This window comes from Streptomyces sp. NPDC002779 (genome assembly GCF_042888685.1).
Lineage (GTDB): Bacteria > Actinomycetota > Actinomycetes > Streptomycetales > Streptomycetaceae > Streptomyces.
Genome location: NZ_JBIAQC010000004.1, coordinates 60311 through 81354, shown reverse-complemented (window position 1 = coordinate 81354; position 21044 = coordinate 60311). Strand labels below are relative to the sequence as shown.

Annotated in this window: 19 protein-coding genes and 1 pseudogene; 13 read left to right on the top strand and 7 right to left on the bottom strand. The window is 72.5% G+C overall.

Annotation, left to right across the window (positions count from 1 at the left end):
• Nucleotides 1-8: 8 nt before the first annotated feature.
• The 3 genes from ACFYW5_RS13120 to ACFYW5_RS13110 are packed head-to-tail and all read left to right on the top strand — an operon-like array spanning nt 9 to nt 2877.
• A complete protein-coding gene (locus tag ACFYW5_RS13120) occupies nt 9-764 on the top strand; it encodes a (Fe-S)-binding protein (protein ID WP_389417039.1) in 756 nt (251 codons plus the stop codon).
• Complete coding sequence (locus ACFYW5_RS13115) at nt 761-2248, top strand: LutB/LldF family L-lactate oxidation iron-sulfur protein (protein ID WP_389417038.1); 1488 nt, start codon at nt 761-763, stop codon at nt 2246-2248. Before ACFYW5_RS13120 ends, ACFYW5_RS13115 begins: the two co-directional genes overlap by 4 nt.
• Nucleotides 2245-2877, top strand: a complete 633-nt coding sequence (locus ACFYW5_RS13110) for a lactate utilization protein C (protein WP_389417037.1) — start codon at nt 2245-2247, stop codon at nt 2875-2877. The genes ACFYW5_RS13115 and ACFYW5_RS13110 overlap by 4 nt, the downstream gene beginning before the upstream one ends.
• Nucleotides 2878-2886: 9 nt before the next feature.
• On the opposite strand, the gene ACFYW5_RS13105 is transcribed toward ACFYW5_RS13110, so the two are convergent.
• Together ACFYW5_RS13105 and ACFYW5_RS13100 are read right to left on the bottom strand one after the other, a co-directional pair.
• Entirely contained in the window at nt 2887-4425 is a 1539-nt protein-coding gene (locus ACFYW5_RS13105) for an FAD-dependent oxidoreductase (protein ID WP_389417036.1), read from the bottom strand.
• A 493-nt stretch (nt 4426-4918) separates the two neighbouring features.
• Nucleotides 4919-5845: a hypothetical protein gene (locus ACFYW5_RS13100; protein ID WP_389417035.1), complete on the bottom strand. Its 927-nt coding sequence runs from the start codon at nt 5843-5845 to the stop codon at nt 4919-4921.
• A gap of 223 nt (nt 5846-6068) precedes the next feature.
• Between ACFYW5_RS13100 and ACFYW5_RS13095 the strand changes: the two genes are divergently transcribed.
• The 5 genes from ACFYW5_RS13095 to ACFYW5_RS13075 all read left to right on the top strand — a co-directional run bounded on the left by ACFYW5_RS13095 (nt 6069) and on the right by ACFYW5_RS13075 (nt 11586).
• The gene (locus ACFYW5_RS13095; protein ID WP_389417034.1) at nt 6069-6857 is read left to right on the top strand and encodes an ABC transporter ATP-binding protein; all 789 of its coding nucleotides are present in this window, start codon (nt 6069-6071) and stop codon (nt 6855-6857) included.
• Between the two features lie 3 nt (nt 6858-6860).
• Nucleotides 6861-8168: an FtsX-like permease family protein gene (locus ACFYW5_RS13090; protein ID WP_389417033.1), complete on the top strand. Its 1308-nt coding sequence runs from the start codon at nt 6861-6863 to the stop codon at nt 8166-8168.
• Nucleotides 8169-8276: 108 nt separating this feature from the next.
• Nucleotides 8277-9134: an AAA family ATPase gene (locus ACFYW5_RS13085; RefSeq protein WP_389417032.1), complete on the top strand. Its 858-nt coding sequence runs from the start codon at nt 8277-8279 to the stop codon at nt 9132-9134.
• Nucleotides 9131-10489, top strand: a complete 1359-nt coding sequence (locus ACFYW5_RS13080) for a VWA domain-containing protein (RefSeq protein WP_389417031.1) — start codon at nt 9131-9133, stop codon at nt 10487-10489. Before ACFYW5_RS13085 ends, ACFYW5_RS13080 begins: the two co-directional genes overlap by 4 nt.
• Before the next feature lie 122 nt (nt 10490-10611).
• Nucleotides 10612-11586: an NAD(P)-dependent alcohol dehydrogenase gene (locus tag ACFYW5_RS13075; RefSeq protein WP_389417030.1), complete on the top strand. Its 975-nt coding sequence runs from the start codon at nt 10612-10614 to the stop codon at nt 11584-11586.
• A 16-nt stretch (nt 11587-11602) separates the two neighbouring features.
• Here the strand turns inward: ACFYW5_RS13075 and ACFYW5_RS13070 are convergent, their stop codons facing one another.
• The 3 genes from ACFYW5_RS13070 to ACFYW5_RS13060 all read right to left on the bottom strand — a co-directional run bounded on the left by ACFYW5_RS13070 (nt 11603) and on the right by ACFYW5_RS13060 (nt 13798).
• Nucleotides 11603-11965: a cupin domain-containing protein gene (locus tag ACFYW5_RS13070; RefSeq protein WP_250076540.1), complete on the bottom strand. Its 363-nt coding sequence runs from the start codon at nt 11963-11965 to the stop codon at nt 11603-11605.
• Between the two features lie 166 nt (nt 11966-12131).
• Nucleotides 12132-13106, bottom strand: coding sequence for a pyridoxal-phosphate dependent enzyme (locus tag ACFYW5_RS13065; RefSeq protein ID WP_389417029.1), 975 nt, complete (start codon nt 13104-13106; stop codon nt 12132-12134).
• Nucleotides 13103-13798, bottom strand: coding sequence for a transcriptional regulator (locus ACFYW5_RS13060; protein WP_389417028.1), 696 nt, complete (start codon nt 13796-13798; stop codon nt 13103-13105). The genes ACFYW5_RS13065 and ACFYW5_RS13060 overlap by 4 nt, the downstream gene beginning before the upstream one ends.
• Nucleotides 13799-13971: 173 nt before the next feature.
• Here ACFYW5_RS13060 and ACFYW5_RS13055 point away from each other — a divergent pair, with 173 nt between their 5' ends.
• The 3 genes and pseudogenes from ACFYW5_RS13055 to ACFYW5_RS13045 all read left to right on the top strand — a co-directional run.
• The gene (locus ACFYW5_RS13055) at nt 13972-14682 is read left to right on the top strand and encodes an FAD binding domain-containing protein (RefSeq protein ID WP_389417027.1); all 711 of its coding nucleotides are present in this window, start codon (nt 13972-13974) and stop codon (nt 14680-14682) included.
• Nucleotides 14683-14926: 244 nt separating this feature from the next.
• Nucleotides 14927-16360, top strand: coding sequence for a Gfo/Idh/MocA family protein (locus tag ACFYW5_RS13050; RefSeq protein WP_389417026.1), 1434 nt, complete (start codon nt 14927-14929; stop codon nt 16358-16360).
• Nucleotides 16361-16560: 200 nt separating this feature from the next.
• Nucleotides 16561-16644, top strand: a pseudogene (locus tag ACFYW5_RS13045) (DUF5959 family protein); the annotation flags it as partial.
• A 68-nt stretch (nt 16645-16712) separates the two neighbouring features.
• Here ACFYW5_RS13045 and ACFYW5_RS13040 read toward each other — a convergent pair.
• Nucleotides 16713-17270: a GbsR/MarR family transcriptional regulator gene (locus ACFYW5_RS13040; RefSeq protein ID WP_389417025.1), complete on the bottom strand. Its 558-nt coding sequence runs from the start codon at nt 17268-17270 to the stop codon at nt 16713-16715.
• 91 nt (nt 17271-17361) lie between these two features.
• Between ACFYW5_RS13040 and ACFYW5_RS13035 the strand changes: the two genes are divergently transcribed.
• Nucleotides 17362-18306: an ATP-binding cassette domain-containing protein gene (locus ACFYW5_RS13035; RefSeq protein WP_389417024.1), complete on the top strand. Its 945-nt coding sequence runs from the start codon at nt 17362-17364 to the stop codon at nt 18304-18306.
• Nucleotides 18303-19910, top strand: coding sequence for an ABC transporter permease (locus ACFYW5_RS13030; protein ID WP_389417023.1), 1608 nt, complete (start codon nt 18303-18305; stop codon nt 19908-19910). Before ACFYW5_RS13035 ends, ACFYW5_RS13030 begins: the two co-directional genes overlap by 4 nt.
• Nucleotides 19911-20051: 141 nt before the next feature.
• Here the strand turns inward: ACFYW5_RS13030 and ACFYW5_RS13025 are convergent, their stop codons facing one another.
• The gene (locus ACFYW5_RS13025) at nt 20052-20975 is read right to left on the bottom strand and encodes an SDR family NAD(P)-dependent oxidoreductase (RefSeq protein WP_389417022.1); all 924 of its coding nucleotides are present in this window, start codon (nt 20973-20975) and stop codon (nt 20052-20054) included.
• Nucleotides 20976-21044 lie beyond the last annotated feature (69 nt).

Here is a 21044-nt window from a genome sequence, read left to right as displayed (position 1 = left end):
GAGCCGCGATGCGTGTCGCTCTGTTCCTGACCTGTGTCAACGACACGCTCTATCCGGACACCGGGCGCGCCGTGGTGAAGCTGCTGACCAGGCTGGGTGTCGAGGTCGACTTCCCGATGGCGCAGACCTGCTGCGGGCAGGCGCACTACAACACCGGCTACCGGCATGGCGCGGAGCCACTGGCCCGGCATTTCTCCGATGTCTTCGGGGAGTACGAGGCGATCGTGACGCCTTCCGGGTCGTGCGGGGCGATGGTGCGCGAGCTGTACCCGCGGATGGGCGAGCGGGCGCGGGCGGAGGGGCGCGGGGACGCGCTCGCCGCCACCCTCGCGCCCGTGGTGCCGAAGACGTACGAGCTGACGGAGTTCCTGGTGGACGTGCTGGGGGTGACGGACGTCGGGGCGTACTACCCGCACACGGTGACCTACCACCCGGCCTGCCACGGGCTGCGCGGGCTGGGGCTCGGTGACAAGCCCCAGCGGCTGCTGCGGGCGGTGAAGGGACTTGAGCTGGTCGAGCTGCCGGGCGCCGACGAGTGCTGCGGTTTCGGCGGCACCTTCGCCGTGAAGAACTCCGATGTCTCGGCGGCGATGGGCGCGGACAAGGTGCGCAACGCCGAGTCCACGGGCGCGGACGTGCTCTGCTCGGCCGACAACTCGTGTCTGATGCACATCGGCGGCACCATGGCCCGGCTCAGGACGGGGATGCGGCCCGTCCACATCGCCGAGATCCTGGCGAGCACGGAGGAGGAACCGGCCGTATGAGCGGGACGTTCGTAGGGATGCCGGCCTTCCCGGAGGCCGCGCACGAGGCCGTGCACGACCAGACCCTGCGCGGCAATCTCCGCCACGCCACGCACACCATCCGCGGCAAGCGGGCCGCGGCCGTGGCGGAGGTGTCCGACTGGGACGCGCTGCGCGACGCGGGCGCGCGAATCAAGGACCGTGCGCTGCGCCATCTGGACCGCTACCTGGTGCAGTTGGAGGAGTCGGTGACCGCCGCGGGCGGCACCGTGCACTGGGCCGCCGACGCCGACGAGGCCAACCGGATCGTCACCCGACTCGTCAAGGCCACCGGCGAGTCGGAGGTAGTCAAGGTCAAGTCGATGGCCACGCAGGAGATCGGGCTGAACGAGGCGCTGGAGGCGGAGGGCATCCGCGCCTACGAGACCGATCTCGCCGAACTGATCGTGCAGTTGGGCAAGGACCGGCCCTCCCACATCCTGGTCCCGGCGATCCACCGCAACCGCGGCGAGATCCGGGACATCTTCGCCCGGGAGATGAGCGAGTGGGGCCGTCCGGCCCCCGAAGGGCTCACCGACACCCCGGCCGCACTCGCCGAGGCCGCCCGGGTGCATCTGCGGGAGAAGTTCCTGCGCGCCAAGGTCGGCATCTCGGGCGCCAACTTCATGGTCGCCGAGACCGGCACCCTGGTGGTCGTGGAGTCCGAGGGCAACGGCCGGATGTGCCTGACCCTGCCCGAGACACTGATCTCGGTCGTCGGCATCGAGAAGGTCGTGCCGTCCTGGCAGGACCTGGAGGTGTTCCTGCAGACCCTCCCCCGCTCCTCCACCGCCGAGCGCATGAACCCGTACACGAGCATGTGGACCGGTACGACGGACTCCGGGACGGCGGACGGGCCCCGGACCTTCCATCTCGTCCTCCTCGACAACGGCCGCACCGACACCCTCGCCGACGAGGTCGGCCGCCAGGCCCTGCGCTGCATCCGCTGCTCCGCCTGCCTCAATGTCTGCCCGGTGTACGAGCGGGCCGGCGGCCACGCGTACGGCTCGGTCTACCCGGGCCCGATCGGCGCCATCCTCAGCCCCCAACTGCGGGGCACGGCAAGCGAGATCGACGCCTCCCTGCCGTACGCCTCCTCCCTGTGCGGCGCCTGCTACGAGGTGTGCCCCGTGGCCATCGACATCCCCGAGGTGCTGGTGCACCTGCGGGAACGGGTCGTGCAGGGCGGGCCGGTGACCCGGGGCGGCAACAAGGTCGTGCTCAAGCCCGCCAAGGGACACGCGGCGGAACGGGCGGCGATGCGGGCGGCCCGCTGGGCGTTCACCTACCCGGCCGCCCTGCGCACCGGGCAGCGGCTCGCCTCCCGCACCCGGCGCCTGCATCCCCGCAGCCTGCCGGGGCCCGGGAAGGCGTGGAGCGGCACCCGGGAACTGCCCGCGGTGCCCCGGGAGCCGTTCCGGGACTGGTGGCAGCGGACGCACGGCGGAAAGGACGACGCCAAGTGAGCAGCAGGGAACGGATCCTCGGGCGGGTGCGGCGCGCGCTGGCCGACGTAGGACCGGACGAGGACACGCCGGTCGAGCGCGGGTATCTGCGGCAGCACGGGGAGCGGGGCGCGGAGGAGACGGTGGATTTGTTGGCCGAGAACCTGGCCGACTACCGGGCGATCGTGCACCGTTGCTCCCCCGATGACCTGCCGGCGACGCTCGCCGGGCTGCTGGCCGCGCGGGGGGCGAGGACGGTGCTCGTGCCGCCCGGTCTGGAGTCGTCGTGGCTCGCGGTGGCCGATGCAGAGCAGGTCCCGGACCGGATCGAGAGCACCCCGCACGAGCTGGACCGCGTCGACAGTGTGATCACGGCGTGCGCGGTGGCCGTCGCCGAGACCGGCACCATCGTCCTCGACGGCGGCCCCGACCAGGGCCGTCGCCGCATCACGCTCGTCCCCGACCATCACATCTGCGTCGTACGGGTGCCGGACCAGGTCGTCTCCTCCGTGCCGCAGGCCCTCGAACGGCTCGACCCCGTCCGCCCGTTGACCTGGATCTCCGGCCCTTCGGCGACCAGCGACATCGAACTGGACCGGGTCGAGGGGGTGCACGGGCCGCGCACCCTGGAGGTGATCCTGGTCGGCTGAGGGGGCGGCTCAGATGTCCCGTTGCTCCAGGGGCCGCACCGCGGGCCCCTGGACCACCCGGCCGTCCGGGGCGAAACGGGAGCCGTGGCACGGGCATTCCCAGGCCTGCTCCGCGCGGTTGAACGCCACGAGACAGCCCATGTGCGTGCACTTGGCGGAGACGGCGTGCACCTTGCCGTCCTCGTCGCGGTGGACGGCGCAGCGCTTGCCCGACACATGGACGATGGCGCCGTCCCCGGGGGCGATCTCGTCCACCGACGTGGCCGAGGGGCCCGGCAGGTGCTGGAGCCGGTCACCGACGAAGTGCCGTGCCACGTCGGCCTGGTGCTTGAGGAAGTCCATCCCCTCCCGCAGGACGGGCGCCACCCGGCGCGGGTCGTACAGGTCGCTCCACGCATTGTCCCGGCCGGTGATCAGATCGCACAGCAGGCGGCCCGACATGATCCCGCTCGCCATTCCCCAGCCGCCGAAGCCGGTGGCCACGTAGACGTGCTTGCTCCCGGGGTGCAGGGGGCCGACGAGCGGTACGGAGTCGGTGGGGTCGTTGTCCTGCGTGGCCCAGCGGTGGGTGAAGTCGAGGTCACCGAAGCGTTCCCGGGCCCAGGCGGAGAGGGTCTCGAAGCGGGCCTCGACATCGCCGCCGGCGCCGGGGGTGAAGTGTTCCCCGGTGACGAGGAGCAGGCGCCTGCCGTCGCCGTAGGGCGCCGTGCGGACGGAGCGGGTGTTCTGCTCGGGGGTGATGTACATGCCGGTCGGAGCCGTGGCGGCGTCGACGGGAGCGGTGACGACGAGTTCCCGGCGGGGCGTGAGGCGGGTGAACAGCAGCGCCCGGTCGAAGATCGGATAATGGGTGGCGACCACGACGGACCGCGCCGTCACCTTCACGCCGTCCTCGGTCGTGAGCACACAGCGTTCGCCCTCGGAGAGGCCGACCACACGGGTGTGCTCGTACACGCGACCGCCCAGCCGCTGCAGGTCCTCGACCAGCGCCAGCAGGTATTTGCGGGGGTGGAACTGGGCCTGTTCCTCCACCCGAACGGCCCCCGCGACCGGGAACGGCAGGTCCGTCTCGGTCACGTACTGCGCGGGCAGCCCCGCCTCCCGGGCGGCGGCGGCCTCGGCCCGCAGTTCCTCGGTGCGGTCGGCGTTCTCGGCCCAGGTGTAGGCCGCCGTGGTCTCCCAGTCGCAGTCCACGCCGAGCGCCTCAGCGGTTTCGGCGGCGTGCCGGATCGCGTCCATCTGGGAGGCCGCGTACAGCCGTGCCCCGTCCCGGCCGCGGGTACGGCGGAGCCGGTCGTAGATCAGGGTGTGCTGGGCGCTCATCTTGGCCGTGGTGTGCCCGGTGACGCCGGTGGCGATCCGGTCCGCCTCCAGCAAGGCGACGCCGTGGCCCCGCCGGGCCAGCTCCCAGGCCGTACTGATCCCGGCGATACCCGCGCCCACGACGGCCACCTCGACGGTGAGGTCACCGTCCGGCGGGGGCGCGAGGTCGCCGGGCGGCGCCGTCTCGATCCAGTGCGACTTACGGGTGCGGGCCTGATCGTCCATGGCGCCCGGGTTCCCCGGACGGGCCCGGCCACACGACGTACGGGGAGCCAGGGAAAGGTGCAGGTCAGCGGGGAGTGGCCGGGGGCCGCGGTGTGACAGGGATCCAGCCACCCGCCGTGCCGCCGGACCACGCAAGCGCGCAGGCCAGCGCGCAACGGCCGACGGCCGCCCGTGACACGGACCCGGCCACACGACGCGCGGCGACCCGAGCAAGTGCAGGTGCGCGGACTGGCCAGGGGCCACCGGTGGCACGGGCCCGGCGACCCGCCGTGCCGCCGGACACGCAAGCGCGTAGCGGCGGCCGGAGCCGGTCGGCCAGGTGGGCTGCGGGTGGGGGGTCGTCGTGGACCACGGTCGCCGAGTCCGCGGCGCTGACGCGTCCGCTCGCCCTGACGTCGGAGCGGTCGATCGCCGGGCGGGGAAGATGCCGTACGCCCTCGGGGCGCCGGTCGCGCACCGGTGCCCCAACCCCCGCGCATCCCCGCCCCCGCACTCAGGCGTTCTTCGGCTTGCGGGTCGACTCGCGGGCCAGGATGCCGAAGGCCCAGCGCTCGTTGAACCCGGCGACGAAACCTATCGCGCACCAGAACCCCCAGAAGTCCGTGCCCTTCGCGGGAGAGCCGGGCGTGGCGGCGGACGGGCAGATCTCGGCCGCCGTGGCCGGGACCTCGAAGACGGGCACGAGGCCGCCGCTGAGCAGGAAGTACACCGCGAGGGCGAGGATCCAGCCGACGACCACCCGGTACACGCCCTCGTGGCGCATCCTGCGGGCCATCTGGCCGGGCACGACCAGACCGTCCTGGGCACCGTTCTGACGCTGCGTCAACTGTTCGGTGTGTCCCCGCAGTCGGACCAGCACACTCAGCACCGCGCCGAGCGCCCCGACCCCGCCGCACACGAACGCGCCCAGCAGCTGCCAGCGGTTGGTGCAGTTGAGCGTCACCCCCAGGGCCTGGAGCAGTCCGGCACCCCAGAGCAGCGGTACGACGAGCAGCACCAGGCTGGCGGCGGAGCCGAGCGTCAGGCCGACGTTGAGGCCGCGACTGACCGCGATCGCGCTGTCCTGGGCGAGTCGTCCCCGCAGGTCGGCGACCTCCTCGTCGAGGTACTCGGCCAGGTGGTCGTTCGGCTTGGCGTCCTCGAGGCGTGGATCGCTCAGCGCGTTGTGGAGGACGCGCCGCACGGCGACCCGCGCCGCGACGCGCGTGGTGCGCTCGAAGGCGCGCTGCGAGGCGCCGTACAAGAGCTGCAGTTGCAGCTGCTGTTCGGGGTACAGGTCCCCGAACTTCATGTAGGCCGGGCCGAGTCCGGCCGGCACGATGTGCATCAGTCCCTCGGGCCGCAGATCGGTGTCCGCCCCCTCGACCGACTCCCGCAATCCCTGCCACCACGAGTGGCGGCGTCCCCCGTCGACCGTCATGGGGTACCTGTACCGCCGCGGGTGACGGCCGGGAAGTCGGCTCGCCGCACCAGTCCCGTGACGGTTGTCACCGGTGTGTCACCTCGGCGGGCCACTGCCCTGGAGACGGGGCCGTGGTGTCCCTGAGTACACCCCCCGATACGGGTTCTGCACCCCATGTGCCGAGCCCGCCGTCTCCGTAGCTTCGTGGTGGGGGGCACAGGGAGTGCCCCACCGGGGAGTGATGACGATGTTCCGCACGGGCACACCCGCGCACGACGAGGGACCCGCCGCCGAGGCGCTGCGGCTGGTCAAGGTCACCAGGACCTACGGCACGGACGACAGCGCGGTGACCGCCTTGCGCGAGGTCACCTTGGGGCTCGGGCGCGGCACCTTCACCGCGGTGATGGGTCCTTCCGGCTCCGGCAAGACGACGTTGCTGCACTGCGCGGCGGGTCTGGACCGGCCGGACAGCGGGATCGTGCGGGTGGACGGCACCGAGCTGACGGGCGGCGACGAGACGGCGCTGACGAAGTTCCGGCGCGGCCGGATCGGGTTCGTGTTCCAGCAGTACAACCTGCTGGAGACGCTGACCGTCGCGCAGAACACGGTGCTGCCGCTGAAGCTGGCCGGGCGGCGGGTGGACAAGCGGCGGGTCCGGGAGGTGCTGGCCTCGGTCGGTCTCGGCGACCGGCTCGGCCACCGTCCCGACCAGCTCTCCGGCGGCCAGCGACAGCGTGTCGCGATCGCCCGGGCGCTGGTCACCGAACCTCGGGTGATCTTCGCGGACGAGCCGACCGGCGCCCTGGACACGCGCAGCGCGCGGGACGTCCTCACGCTGCTCCAGCACGCGGTGCGGGGGCTCGGGCGGACGGTGGTGATGGTGACGCACGACCCGGTCGCCGCCTCCTACGCCGACTCCGTGCTGTTCCTGGCGGACGGGCGGCTCGCGGGCCGGATGGACGCGCCGACCCCGGACGCGGTGGCCGAGCGCCTCGCGCACCTGGGCGACGCCGTGGCGACGGAGGTGTGAGCGATGTTCCTGCTGGCGATGCGGTCGATCCGGCAGCGGCCCGGACGGTTCCTGGCGACGCTGCTCGCCGCCTTCCTGGGCGCGGCGATCATCATGACGTTCAACTCCCTGCACGACACCGCGGCGCGGGACGGCATCGACGCGACGAGCGCGGAGACGCTGACGACGGCGGCGAGTGTCGTCGGCGGCTACGGCAGCCTGCTGGTGTTCTTCGCCGTGGCCTCGACGCTGACGGTCAACGTCCGTCAGCGGACGGCGGAGCTGGAACTGCTGCGCTGCTCGGGGGCGACGCCGGGGCAGCTCCGGCGGATGGTGGTGGGTGAGGCGGTGGCGGTGGCGCTGGTGGGCGCGGTACCGGCGGTCGGCGCGGCGATGCTCGGCGGGCGGGCGCTGCTGGCCGTCTTCCAGGAGAGTGGCCAGGTGGCCGGTTCCGTCGGCCACGTCTTCGGCCCGGTCGTGCTCGTGACAGGCGTCGGCATCACGCTGCTCGCGTCGGCGGGCGCGGCGTTCCTCGCCGTACGGCGGGCCACGCGCGGGTCGCGACGGCCGGGCAGGGGGCGGACGTATCTCGGGTACGCGGCGCTCGCGGCCGGTGCCCTGTCGGCGAGCGCCACCTTCGCCTTCTCGGCGACGGACGAGGCGCTGATGGCGCCGGCCGTGTACGGGGCGATCCTGCTGTCGGTGGGGTTCGCGCTGCGGGCGCCCCGGCTGCTCGGGGGCGTGCTGGACCGGCTGGCGCCGCGGGGTGCGAGCGGCTGGCTGGCGGTGCGGAATCTGCGCCGGCGGGTGGCCGACCTGGCGGGCACGCTGATGTCGCTGATCCTCTTCACGGCGGTGTCCACGGCCACGCTCACCGCGCAGGCCGTGGAGAGCGACGCCCTCGCGGCCTCGGGCGCGGTGAAGTCGGTCGACGCGAAGAACCTGGAGACGCTCAACTACACGGTCGTCGGCATCATCGTGGTCTTCGTCTGCGTGATGCTGGTCAACTCGCTGTACGCGGCGACCACGTACCGGGTCCGGGAGTTCGGCCAGCAGCGGCTGGCGGGGGCGACGCCCGGCCAGGTGCTGGGGATGGTGGGCGCCGAGGGACTGATCCTCACGCTGACCGGAGTGGTGTGCGGGACGCTGGCGGCGCTGGCGGGCATCATCCCCTTCACGCTGGTCCGCTCCGACCGGCTCCTGCCCACCGAGTTCTACGGCGTCGCCGCCGCGGTCATCGCCGTAGCAGCCGCGACGACCCTGGGCACCAGCCTGGTGACGACCCGCCGGGTGCTGCGTACTCCGGCGGTGGCGGCGGTCGCGGTGGGGTGACGGATGGCGGGGGGCTCGGCGCGTTCTGGCGGCGAGCCCCCTCGACGCCGTGACACAGGAGGTGAACAAGCGCTTAGATAGGTGGCAGTATCCGACCTGGAGGCCCCGTTGTTCACTTCCGTCGACGACGTCGCCGCGCGGCTGGCCGAGACCGGCTACCTCGCCTCGCCCGCGGTCGCCACGACCGTCTTCCTCGCCGACCGCCTCGGCAAGCCCCTGCTGGTCGAGGGCCCCGCCGGGGTCGGCAAGACGGAGCTCGCCAAGGCCGTCGCCCAGGTCGCCGGGGCCCGGCTCGTCCGGCTCCAGTGCTACGAGGGCGTGGACGAGTCCCGCGCGCTGTACGAGTGGAACCACGCCAAGCAGTTGCTGCGCATCAGCGCGGGCCGTGACGAGACCTGGGACGAGGCGCGCACGGACATCTTCAGCGAGGAGTTCCTGCTCCCCCGTCCGCTGCTCACGGCGATCCGCGGCGACGACCCCAAGGTGCTGCTGATCGACGAGACGGACAAGGCGGACGTCGAGGTGGAGGGCCTGCTGCTGGAGGTGCTCAGCGACTTCCAGGTCACGGTCCCCGAACTCGGCACCGTCACCGCCACCCGCCGCCCCTTCGTCGTCCTCACCTCCAACGCCAGCCGCGAACTGTCCGAGGCGCTGCGCCGCCGCTGCCTCTTCCTCCACATCGGCTTCCCCGACGAGGAGTTGGAGCGCCGGATCGTCCGGCTGAAGGTGCCCGAGCTCGACGAGGCGCTGGCCCGCTCGGTGGTACGGGTGGTGGGTGCGCTGCGCGCCATGGACCTGCGGAAGCTGCCGTCGGTCGCCGAGACCATCGACTGGGCCCGGACCCTGCTCGCGCTCGGCGCCGACACCCTGGACGAGACCGTCGTACGGGACAGTCTCGGCGTCCTCCTCAAGCACCGGGAGGACGTGCTGAAGGCCACCGCCAAGCTCGACCTGGACGCCCTGTGACCACCCCCGCTGGGGTCGCCGAGCGGCTGACGTCGCTGGTGGCCGCCCTGCGCGCGCACGGCATCCGGATCGGCACCGGCGAGACCGTGGACGCGGCGCAGGCGGTGGCGGCGCTCGGCCTGACGGACCGGGAGCGGCTGCGCGAGGGCCTGGCGGCGACCTTGTTGCACGGTACGGCCCAACGGCCGGTGTTCGACCCGGTCTTCGACCTGTACTTCCCGCGGGGCGTCGGCGCGCCGGAGCAGGAGGCGGCGGGGCGGGAGGACCTGCGCGACCGGCTGGCGGCGGCGCTGGCGGCGAACGACCGGGCGCTGATGGGCCGGCTGGCGGTGGAGGCGGTCGACGGCTTCGGCGGATACGGCTCCTCCCCGAGGTCGGACGGCTGGTCGTCGTACCAGACCCTCGACCGGCTCCGCCCGCAGACGCTGCTCGCCCGGGTCCGCGACGACGTGCGGGCTCGGGGCGGCGCTCCGGGGTTCGCCGACCGGCTGCTGGAGGACGAGATCCGGCGGCGCATCGAGGGGTTCCGGGCTCTGGTCACCGCGGAGGCGCGGCGCCGGGTGGCGGAGCGGCGCGGCCGGGACGAGATCGCCCGGCGGGCGGTGGCGCCGAGCGCCGACCGGGTGGACTTCCTCTTCGCGGGGAAGGCTCAACTGGCCGAGCTGCGCAGGGCCGTTCAGCCGCTCGCCCGCAAGCTCGCCACCCGGCTGGCGGCCCGCCGGCGCCGGGCCGCGCGCGGTGCGATCGATCTACGGCGGACCCTGCGCGGCTCGCTGTCGACGGGCGGGGTGCCGATGAAGCCGGTGCTGCGCAGGCGGCGGCCGGTGCGGCCCGAACTGGTGCTGCTGTGCGATGTGTCGGGCTCGGTGTCCGGCTTCTCGGACTTCACCATGCTGCTGGTGCAGGCGCTGCACGACCAGTTCAGCAAGGTGCGGGTGTTCGCGTTCGTCAACCGCATCGACGAGGTGACCGGCCTGCTCGTGCACGGCACGGCCGACCCGGAGGGTCTGGGCGACCGCATCCGGACCGAGGCCACCCTGACCGGCTGGCACGGCAGCAGCGACTACGGCGTGGCGCTGGGCGAGTTCGCCGAGCGGTACGGTGACGCGGTCGGCCCGCGCACCATGGTGTTCGTGCTCGGCGACGCGCGCACCAACATGAGCGACCCGAACCTCGCGGCCGTCCGGCTCATCAGCGAAAGGGCCCGCCGCGTCTACTGGTTGAACCCGGAGCAGACCACGAGCTGGGGCACGGGCGACTCCGCCGCGCCGGACTACGCCGAGCTGGTGGAGATGCACGAGTGCCGCAACGCCCGCCAGCTCAGCGACCTGGTATCCCGGCTGCTGCCGGTGTGACCGGGGCGACGGAACCTTCGGTGGTGGTCGTGGGCTCCGCTCCCCGGGACGAATCAGGGTTCGTCCCTGATGTCCCTGACCGGCCCGGATCCGTAGTCTCGAAAGCGGTGAAGGGGGAGATCATGAAGGCAGTGGTGCAGGACCGGTACGGCCCGGCGGACGTGCTGGAGTTCCGGGACATCGAACGGCCGGTGCCGGGACCCGGCGAGGTGCTGGTGCGGGTGCACGCCGCGTCGGTCAACGCCTACGACTGGCATTTCATGCACGGCGACCCGAAGGTGGCGCGCGCGGTGATGGGGCTGCGCGGACCCAAGGCGCGGGTCAGGGGCCGGGACTTCGCGGGCCGGGTGGCGGCGGTGGGCGACGGGATCACCGGTCTCGGGCCCGGTGACGAGGTGTTCGGCGAAGCCGACGGCGCCTTCGCGGAGTATGTGTGCGCGCCGGGTGACGCGGTGGGCCCGAAGCCGTCCCACCTCACCTTCGAGCAGGCCGCCGCGATACCCCTCGCCGGGAACACGGCCCTGATCGGCGTCCGGGACGTGGGCGGTGTGCGGCAGGGGCAGACGCTGCTGGTCAACGGCGCCTCGGGCGGCGTCGGCACCTTCGCCGTGCAGCTCGGCAAGGCGTACGGCGCGGAGGTGACCGCGGTGTGCAGCGCGCGCAACGCGGACATGGCCCGCTCACTGGGCGCGGACCATGTCATCGACTACGCACGCGAGGACTTCACCCGCACGAGCCGGCGCTACGACGTGGTACTGGACCTGGTCGGCAACCACTCACTGCGGGCGTTGCGGCGCGCGCTCACCCCGACCGGCACCCTGGTGCTGTCCGGCGGCGGATTCTACGAGGGCGGCAGCATCGTCGGCCCCATGGGACTGTTCCTCAAGCGGCGGCTGGCGGCGCCCTTCACACGGCAGCGGCTGCTCGAACTCCCCGCCCGCCAGAGCAGGGAGAACCTCGCGGCCCTCAAGGAGCTGGCCGAGGCCGGGCGGATCGCGCCGGTCGTCGAGCGGACGTATCCGCTCAGTGCGGCGGCCGAGGCGATTCGCCACCTGGAGGTGGAGCACGCGCGCGCGAAGATCGTCGTCACCGTCTGAGCGTCGCTCCTCCTCGCTACTCCTTGGCCTTCGCGTACTCCGTGGCCATGGTGCCCGCGAAGTCGTACACGACGACCTGTTCATCGCCCACGACCCAGGCGTCGTGGCCCGGCGGGACCACGAAGACATCGCCCGGGCCGACCTCGGCCTCGCCGCCGTCGTCCATCGTGACGTGCAGACGGCCTTGGACGACGTAGCCGTTGTGGTGGACCTCGCAGCTCTCGGTGCCCGCGATCGGGGCCACGGACTCCGACCAGCGCCAGCCGGGCTCGAAGGTGCCCACGGCGAAGTCGAGCCCGGTCAGGTGGACGGCCTCCAGGTGTCCCCTGGGGAAATCGCGCCGCTCGTCCGGCTTGTCGAGCGTCTTCACTTCGATCATCACGGATCTCCTTCCGGCCGCGTCGGTACGGCCGGGGCCGGTCTCCGTCTCCCGGCCGCTGCCGAGCGGCCCCGGCGGGGGCCGGACCCCACCCCTCCATCGTCCGCCTGTCCAGTCGGCGCCGCCATGCGGGTGACGGCGGCACGGCGGTCGCGCGGCCCGGGTGTCAGCCGGCGGGCGCGCACAGCCGGGCGAACCGCTCGGCGTCGACGTTGCCCCCGGAGACGATGACTCCGACCCGGGGCGGCAGCGCGCCCGCGCGGCCGGAGAGGAGTGCCGCCAGGGGGGTGGCGCCGCTCGGTTCGACGACGATCTTCAGGCGCTCGAAGGCGAAGCGCATCGCGTCCCGGATCTCGTCGTCGCCGACCAGGGCGATGGCGTCGACGAGCCGTCGGTTGACGGAGAAGGTGAGTTCGCCCGGTGTGTGCAGGGCCTGGCCGTCGGCGATGGTTCTGGGCACCGGGATCTCGATGCGCCGGCCGGCCTCCAGGGACCGCTTGGTGTCGTCCCCGGCCTCGGGCTCGACGCCGATCAGCCGCAGCCGCGGGTACAGCGCCTTGGCGACGGTGCCGCTCCCCGCGATGAGTCCGCCGCCGCCGACCGGGGTCAGCAGCGCGTCCAACGGACCCACCTCTTCGAGGAGTTCCAGCGCGGCCGTGCCCTGCCCGGCCATGACGTGGGGGTGTTCGTAGGGCGGGATGACGGTTAGGCCCCGCTCGGCGGCCAGGGCCTCGGCGAGGGCGACCCGGTCGCCGGTGTAGCGGTCGTAGGTGACGATCTCGGCGCCGTAGCCCTCGGTGGCCCGCCGCTTGGCGGGCGGGGCGTCCTCGGGCATGACGATGACGGCGGTGGTGCCCAGTTCCCGGGCGGCGAGGGCGACGGCCTGGGCGTGGTTGCCGGAGGAGTAGGTGGCGATGCCCCGGGTGAGCTGGTCCGGCGTCAGCCGGGAGGCGGCGTTGTAGGCGCCGCGGAACTTGAAGGCGCCCACGCGCTGGAAGTTCTCGCACTTGAGGAAGACCTCGGCGCCGACGAGGCCGTCGAGGGTGCGCGAGCGCAGCACCGGCGTGCGGTGGGCGACGCCCTTGAGGCGTGCGGCCGCGTCCCGGACGTCGTCGGGGGTGAGGGGCGGGGTGCTGGTCACGCGGGTCCTCCATCGGGGTCGGAAGCCGGGCCGGTCGCGGCGCGTGCCTGGGCGAGGTAGTGGTAGGCGGAGGCGCGGGAGATGCCGAGCCGGGCGGCGACCTGCTCGACGGCGCGCCGCACGGCGAAGACGCCGCGGCCGTCGAGGCCGCGGAAGAGTTCCAGGCGCTGGGTGCGGTCCAGCTCCGCCCAGCCGCGGTTCTGGCGGAGCTGGTGGGCGTCGAGGATGGCGTCGACGACGGAGTCGATGTCGTTGCCGAAGGTGGTGACCGGTGCCTCGGCGCTGTCCCGGCCGATGCCGGCGAGGGCGCCGAGCAGGGCGTGGGCCTCGTTGACGGCGGTGACGTCGAGGTTGACGCACAGGGCGCCGAAGACCTCGCCGGTGGAGTCCCGCAGCACCAGGGTGGACGCCTTGACCAGCTTCCCGGTCCGGGTGCGGGTGACGTAATTCAGGTCGTCGTCCGCCTCGGCGCCGCGGGCGACGATCCGCATGCCGATCTCGCTCATCGCCCCGCCGACGGTCCGCCCGGTCACGGAACCGGCGACCGCGACGACGGATCGCTCGGGCCGGCGGTAGTCGTGCAGCACCACCTCGCACAGCGGCCCGAAGGTCGCCACGAGCCCGTCCACGACCGGCGTCAGCGCCGAGATGATCGCGTCCCGCTCGGCTTCCAGGCCCGGTTCACCCGCCATCGCTCACTCCCTGTCCGTCAGCCTGCGCCTAGACTACACGTCCAGATGCTATACAGAAAGTCCAGCATCAGGGGCGCACGGAGTGACCCGGTGAACCCTGCATGCGCCCCCTGCCCGGCGGGGAGAATGCGGTACGCGTTCACCACAGACCCGTCGCGAAAGCAGGCCGCTCCGTGTTGTTGCATCTGCCCACATCCGTGTCCGAGGTCCAACAGCACCTTGCCAAGGGGGCGTTGCCGATCGGCGGGGCGACGCTCGTCTGGGCGTCCTTCCAGCGCGACGGCTTCCCCGACCGGGCCATGTCCCTGCGCAACCTGCCGGAGGCGAACGCCCTCGGGCCCGAGGCCCTGGGCTCGGCCGTGGTGCTCCAGCGGATCGACGACCGGGTGCCGGAGGTGCTGCGCCGGGCGGCCGGCGGCATAGGCACCGGCGCCGTGCGCCGCGCGGCCACGGTCGGCGGCAACATCGTGGGCAGCACCCTGCGTTGCCTGCTCCCCGCCGCGCTCGTCCTGGACACCCGCGCGACGGTCCTGGACACGACGGGCGTCTACGAGACCGACCTGACCGAACTCCTGGCCAAGCGCCCCGTCCTGCTCGGCATCACCTGGCGCACCCCGCTGGTCAGCGGCTACCTGAAGCAGGAGGGCGACCCGGGCGGCCCGCCGCCGTTCGTCGTCGCCACCGCGGTGCACGCGGAGCCCGACGGCACCAGGCGCCTGCGCGTCGCCGTCCGCGACGGCTACGAGTTCCTCACCGCGACCACGCCCTGCGACACCGACGTCGAAACGGTCCTGCACGCCGTCGAGAACACGGACCTCGGCGCGCTTCCCGAGGACGCGCGGCACGTGATCCACGGCCGGATCAGGGACGTACTCGCCCGCTGACCACCGCACGCCGGGCCCAACCGGCCCGCGGAAAGGCCCCGTTCACCGGTCACCGACACCGACCGGCGGCGGGGCCTTCGCGTTGCCCAAGGACCGGCGGACTTCGGCCACTTGAGAACCGCATGCTCGTTTCTGCTCGCAACACCTTCTTTTCAAGCACCTATTGACACAGGACGCTCGCGTGGACAAAGTCATGCGGCAGCAAGAGCAGCCGGCCGCCACGCATAAGGGAGCGATCCGCGCCATGCCTGAAATCCCTGCTGTCTCACGCCGTACCCTCATGGGCGGGGCCCTGGCCTCCGGAGCCGTCGTCGCCGGACTCGGCACCCAGGCCTCCGCCGCCCCCACGGCCCCGACCGCCGACGTGACCCCGTCGCGGCGCCCGGGGCAGAAATCGATGATCGACGTGCCGTTCGGCGCGTACCCGACCGTCCGCGTCGGTCTGATCGGTCTCGGGAACCGGGGCCACGGGATGTCCTCGGGCTGGGCCGCGGTCCCGGGCTGCACGGTGACGGCCGTGTGCGACATCCGCGCCGACCGCGCCAGACGCACCGCCGACCGGCTCGTCGCCGAGGGCCGCCCCCGCCCCGCCGAGTACGGCGGCTCGGCCGACGCCTACGCGCGCATGCTGCGCCGCGACGACATCGACCTCGTGTACATCGCGACGCCCTGGGAGTTCCACCACGAGCAGGGCCGCGCCGCCCTGCTCGCCGGCAAGCACGCGCTGGTCGAACTGCCCATCGCCACCGAGCTGGACGAACTGTGGGACCTCGTGGACACCAGCGAGCGCACCCGCCGCCATCTGATCCTCTCCGAGAACTGCTCCTACGGCCGCAACGAGCTGGCGATGCTGAAGATGGCCCACGACGGCCTGTTCGGCGAGGTGACCAACGGTCACGGCGGCTATCTGCACGACCTGCGGGCCCTGCTGTTCTCGGACACCTACTACACCGACTCCTGGCGGCGGCTGTGGCACACCCGCAGCACCGCGTCCTTCTACGCCATGCACGGCCTGGCCCCGATCGCGGCGGCGATGGACATCAACCGCGGCGACCGCATGACGACGCTGCGGGCCACCGCGACCGAGCCCCGGGGGCTGGCCGACTACCGCGAGCGCTTCATCCCCAAATCCCACCCGAGCTGGAAGGAGACGTACATCAACGGTGACCTCGTCACCTGCCTGATCGACACCGCCGAGGGCCGGGTGATCCGCGCCGAGCACGAGGTGAGCTCACCGCGGCCGTACAGCCGTATCAACTCGCTCGCCGGCAGCCGGGGCATCTTCGAGGACTACGCGGGCGTGACGTCCGCGGGCGGCGGCCGGATCTATCTCGAACCCGACCACAGCGGCCACACCTGGCGGGCGTTCGACGCCTACCGCAAGGAGTTCGACCACTGGCTGTGGCTGAAGATCGGCGACGACGCGGCCAACAACGGCGGCCACGGCGGCATGGACTACGTCCTGCAGTGGCGCACCATTCAGCTGATGCGCGCCGGGCTGGTCCCCGACATGGACGTCTACGACGGCGCGGTCTGGTGCTCCCCGATCCCGCTGAGCGTCAAGTCCCTCGCGGCGGGCGGCCGTCCGGTGGCGGTCCCCGACTTCACCCGCGGTTCCTGGGTCAAGCACCGCACGGGCCTGGACTCCCGCCCGAGCGACATGCCTCCGGTCCCCTGACACCTTTCGCCTCCTGACGCGGGCTGCTCTTCGGCCAGTTGAGCGAACGGGGGAGCATCCATGACGGACGGGCCGGTGGACCTGGTACGGCTGGAGGGCGGCGGGAACAGCGTCGTCCTGAGGATCACCGGCACGGACTCCGCGGGGGGGGCGCCCCGGACGGCGTCCTGACCGGTGACCTCGTCGTCGAGACGCCTTTCGTGAAGGGCGGTCTCGACCTGTGGGTCTCCCCCCGGGACCTGCGGGAGTGGCAGGAGGCGCTGGACGCGCTCGACGCCGGGCAGGACATCGCGTGGCGGGAATTCGCACGCGGACCCACCCTGCGAGTCGCCCCCTCCCCCGAACGGGCCGGTCAGGCGGGGGCGCCTCCGGCGTCGTCGGGCGGGACGTCGGCGGCACCGGAGGCCCGGTGCTCGCGCCAGTCGGCGACGATCTGTTCCAGCTTGGGCATGACGAAGAGCCCGAAGTCCCGCATGTCCATCAGGCGCGCGCGGCCACCGGTGTTGGCCTCGTCGAGCAGTTCCATGTCCTCCATGGCCCCCTTCGCGAACTCCCTCAGCCACAGGCTGCGGATGGCGAAGACGTCGGGCCAGGGGTCCTCCCGCACTCGGTAGAGGTCCCGGCGGGAGCCGGGCTGGTTCTCCCGGTTGATCAGGCCGATCCGGACGAGGCTCTGCAGGGCCGTGGAGACGGTGCCGGAGCTGATGGAAAGAAACTGGCCGATCTCGGCCGCCGTGAGCGCGCCGCTCGGGGACACCAGCACAGCGGCGAAGACGCGTGCGGACATACGGGGCAGGCCCGTCTCGGCGAACCGGCTCGCGAGCCGCTCCACGGCCCTGCTCTCGCCTCCGGCCGACCCCTCCGGTCCCGTGGACGCATCGCCCGCTGACTCTGCTCTGCCTGTGGACACGTGTTCTGCACCTCCTGCAGCCACCTTAACCGGCCATTCGAGCTTCTTCCAGTTCTCGCAAATTTCCGAATGTTCAAGTACTCTTAAAATCATGACGCCACCCATCTCAATCTCCTCACTGGTCAAGACGTTCGGCCCCGTCCGGGCTCTCGACGGGCTGGACCTCAGCGTGGAGGCCGGGGAGGTGCACGGATTCCTCGGCCCGAACGGCTCCGGCAAGACGACGACCATCCGCATCCTGCTGGGGCTCATGCGGTCCGACAGCGGCCGGCTGTCCTTACTCGGCGGAGATCCGTGGGCGGACGCCGTGGAGCTGCACAAGCGGCTCGCCTATGTCCCCGGTGACGTGACGCTCTGGCCCACCCTCTCCGGCGGTGAGGTCATCGACCTGCTGGGGCGGCTGCGCGGCGGCGCGAGCAAGAAGCGCCGGGACGACCTGATCAAGCGGTTCGAGCTGGACCCGAAGAAGAAGGGCCGCGCCTACTCCAAGGGCAACCGGCAGAAGGTCGCCCTGGTGGCCGCCCTCGCCTCCGACGTCGAACTGCTCATCTTCGACGAACCCACCTCGGGCCTGGACCCGTTGATGGAATCCGTCTTCCAGGACTGCATCGACGAGGAGCGCGGCCGGGGCCGGACCGTGCTGCTGTCCAGCCACATCCTGTCCGAGGTCGAGCGGCTGTGCGACCGGGTCAGCATCATCCGCGGCGGCCGTACGGTGGAGTCCGGCACCCTCACCGAGCTGCGCCACCTCACCCGCACCTCGATCCGCGCCGAACTGACCGAGCCCGTCCGCGACCTCTCCCGCCTCCCGGGCGTGCACGACGTGCGGATCGGCAGCGAGGACGGCCACACCGTCACCTTCGACGTGGACGCCGGCGACCTCAACACCGCCGTACAGCATCTGACGACCCTGGGCCTGCGGGGTCTCGTCAGCCGGCCGCCCACGCTCGAGGACCTGTTCATGCGCCACTACACCGCCGCGCAGGACAAGGAAGGCGCCGAAGGCGCCGACGACCGGGCGGAGGCCGCGCGGTGAGGGACTACGCAGGCACCGGGACGCTGCTGCGGCTCGCCCTCCGGCTCGACCGGGTCCGCGCCACCGCCTGGATCCTGGGCATCGTGCTGTTCACCACGGCATCCGCCCAGAGCAACAACGACCTGTACGGCACGGCCGAGGAGCGGGAGAAGCTGGCCGAGACGGTCGAGACCAACCCGGCGATGCTCGCCCTCGGCGGCCGCGCCTTCGACCTGACCACGACCGGCGGGGTCAACGCCTACCAGCTGGTCGCCTTCATGGCCACGATCATCGGCCTGATGAGCATCTTCATGGTGGTGCGGCACACCCGCGCCGAGGAGGAGAGCGGCCGCGCGGAACTGGCCGGTTCGGCGGTCCTCGGCCGCAAGGCCTGGCTCGCCAGCTCGCTGCTGCTGGTCACCGGGATGAACCTGGTCATCGCGCTGCTCCTCGGACTCGGCCTGCAGAACACCGATCTGCCCGCGACGGGCTCCTGGGCCTTCGCGTTCGGCTGCGCCGGGGTCGGCATCTTCTTCGCGCTCGTGGCGGGGATCGCCGCCCAGCTCACCGACCACGCGCGCTCCGCCAACGGCATCGCGGCCACCGTCCTCGGCCTCGCCTACCTGCTGCGCGCCACGGGTGACGCGGCCAGCGCCTCCGACGGCGGACTGTCGTGGCTGACCTGGCTCTCCCCCATCGGCTGGGCCCAGATGATCCGCCCGTACACCGACGAGAACTGGGCGGTGGCCCTGCTGTTCGTCGCCGCCGCGGCCGTGCTCGTCGCCGCGGTCGGCGTGCTCATCGGCCGGCGGGACGTCGGCGCCGGTGTGCTGCCGCCCTCGCTCGGGCCCAACGAGGCGACCCCCGCGCTGCGCTCCCCCTTCGCCCTCGCCTGGCGGCTCCAGCGCGGTTCCATGCTGGGCTGGACGCTCGCCTTCGTGGTCGTCGGCGCCGCGTTCGGCGGGGTCGCGGACGGCATGGTCGACGTCGCCGAGGACAACCCGAACATCGACGAGCTGCTGCGCGACCTCGGCGGCAGCGGCAGCATCGTGGACGTCTTCCTGGCCACCATCACCTCGCTCATCGCCGTCGTCGTCGGCGCCTACGCCGTCCAGTCGGCGCTGCGGCTGTCCGGCGAGGAGTCCGCCCACCGGATCGACCCGGTGCTGAGCACGGCCGTCAACCGGCTGAGCTGGGCGGGCAGTCATCTCACCGTCGCCGCGCTCGGCTCGGTCGTCATGCTCACCTCGGCGGGACTCTCGGCCGGCCTGGCACACGGCATCAACAGCGGTGACGTGGCCGGTGAGGTGCCCCGGGTACTGGGCGCCGCCCTAGCGCAGGTGCCCGCCGTATGGACGCTGATCGGTCTGTGCGCGCTGCTCTTCGGGCTGCTGCCCCGCTACACGGCCGTCGCGTGGGCGGTGCTGGCCGTCGTCCTGGTCATCGGCCAGTTCGGTGAGGTGCTCAAGCTCGACCAGATGGTCATGAACCTGTCCCCGTTCACCCATGTTCCCGATCTGCCGTCGGCGGACTTCCGGGCGACCCCGCTGCTGTTGCTGGTGCTGCTGGCCGCCGCGCTGATCGCGGCGGGGCTGAGCGGCTTCCGGCGGCGCGACGTCGCCTGACCCCCGGACACCGCCGGGCGTCCGGCCCCGGACATCCCAGCCGCTGCGGCCGACCTCCCCCGGGGCCGCAACGGCAAAGGGGCCACCCCGCAGGCAGGTCCGCCTCGCGCGGTGGCCCCTCCTCACGTCCTCACGGGCGACTCAGTGGGTCTTGCTGCCCGAGCGGGCGGCCTCCCGCAGCTGAGCCGCGACATGGCGGGCGATCCGCCGGTCGTGCTCCGTCTCCGGCGGCAGCGCCGTGAACAGGGCCTTCGAGCGGGCGGCCAGCGGCTCCGCCACCCCTCGATCGGTGATCACGTACAGCTTTCCGGACCGCAGCCCCTCCACCAGCATCTCCCCCACGGCGCCCGGGGAGTGCCCGAGCTGGCGCAGATAGAAGTCCTGCTCGGTGAGGAGCCGCTCCCGGTCCTCCTCCTGCTCGGCGGTGAGCCCGAGGTCACCGCCGAGCCGGCGGCGCGCGGCCCGGCCGGTGGCGACCATGTTGGTGGCCACCAGGCCCGGACAGAACACCGTCACCCCGATGGGATGCCCCTCGTGCGCCAACTGCCGGGAAAGCCCCTCGGACAGACCGATCACCCCGGCCTTGGTCCCCTCGTACATGTAGCCCGCCTGCCCGCCCTGGGGCGCCAGCCCCGCGGTGGAGGCGGTGTTGACGATGTGCGCCGGCTCCCCGCGGGCGATCATGCGGGGCAGGAAGGTCTGCAGACCGTTCACCACCCCGCCGACGTTGACGCCGAGGAACAGGTCCCACAGTTCGTAGCTCATCGCGTTGACCGGGTAACTGCCGCCGACACCCGCGTTGTTGCAGAGCAGCGTCACCGGACCGAGGCGCTCCTCGGCCTCGTCGGCCACTCGGCTATAGGCGGCGCGGTCGGTGACGTCCAGGGTGAAGGTGGCCACCCCGGTCAGCGCCGACAGCTCGACGTCGGCCGCGGCGAGCGCGTCCGTGTCGATGTCGGCGAGGGCGAGCCGTACGCCCTCCTTGGCGAGCGCCCGGGCCAGGCCCAGTCCGATGCCCTGGGCGCCGCCGGTGATGAAGGCGGTCCGTCCCGCGAGTTCGAACACCGCGCCTCCTCTCCTGTGCGTGTTGATGGGGGTGGTGGTCGATGGGGTGGTGAAGGACGAGGAAAACGG

Coding starts and splice junctions, on each gene's coding strand:
- ACFYW5_RS13120 (WP_389417039.1), top strand. CDS start 9: ATGCGTGTCGCTCTGTTCCTGACCTGTGTCAACGACACGCTCTATCCG.
- ACFYW5_RS13115 (WP_389417038.1), top strand. CDS start 761: ATGAGCGGGACGTTCGTAGGGATGCCGGCCTTCCCGGAGGCCGCGCAC.
- ACFYW5_RS13105 (WP_389417036.1), bottom strand. CDS start 4,425: ATGGACGATCAGGCCCGCACCCGTAAGTCGCACTGGATCGAGACGGCG.
- ACFYW5_RS13100 (WP_389417035.1), bottom strand. CDS start 5,845: ATGACGGTCGACGGGGGACGCCGCCACTCGTGGTGGCAGGGATTGCGG.
- ACFYW5_RS13095 (WP_389417034.1), top strand. CDS start 6,069: ATGACGATGTTCCGCACGGGCACACCCGCGCACGACGAGGGACCCGCC.
- ACFYW5_RS13090 (WP_389417033.1), top strand. CDS start 6,861: ATGTTCCTGCTGGCGATGCGGTCGATCCGGCAGCGGCCCGGACGGTTC.
- ACFYW5_RS13075 (WP_389417030.1), top strand. CDS start 10,612: ATGAAGGCAGTGGTGCAGGACCGGTACGGCCCGGCGGACGTGCTGGAG.
- ACFYW5_RS13070 (WP_250076540.1), bottom strand. CDS start 11,965: ATGATCGAAGTGAAGACGCTCGACAAGCCGGACGAGCGGCGCGATTTC.
- ACFYW5_RS13060 (WP_389417028.1), bottom strand. CDS start 13,798: ATGGCGGGTGAACCGGGCCTGGAAGCCGAGCGGGACGCGATCATCTCG.
- ACFYW5_RS13050 (WP_389417026.1), top strand. CDS start 14,927: ATGCCTGAAATCCCTGCTGTCTCACGCCGTACCCTCATGGGCGGGGCC.
- ACFYW5_RS13035 (WP_389417024.1), top strand. CDS start 17,362: ATGACGCCACCCATCTCAATCTCCTCACTGGTCAAGACGTTCGGCCCC.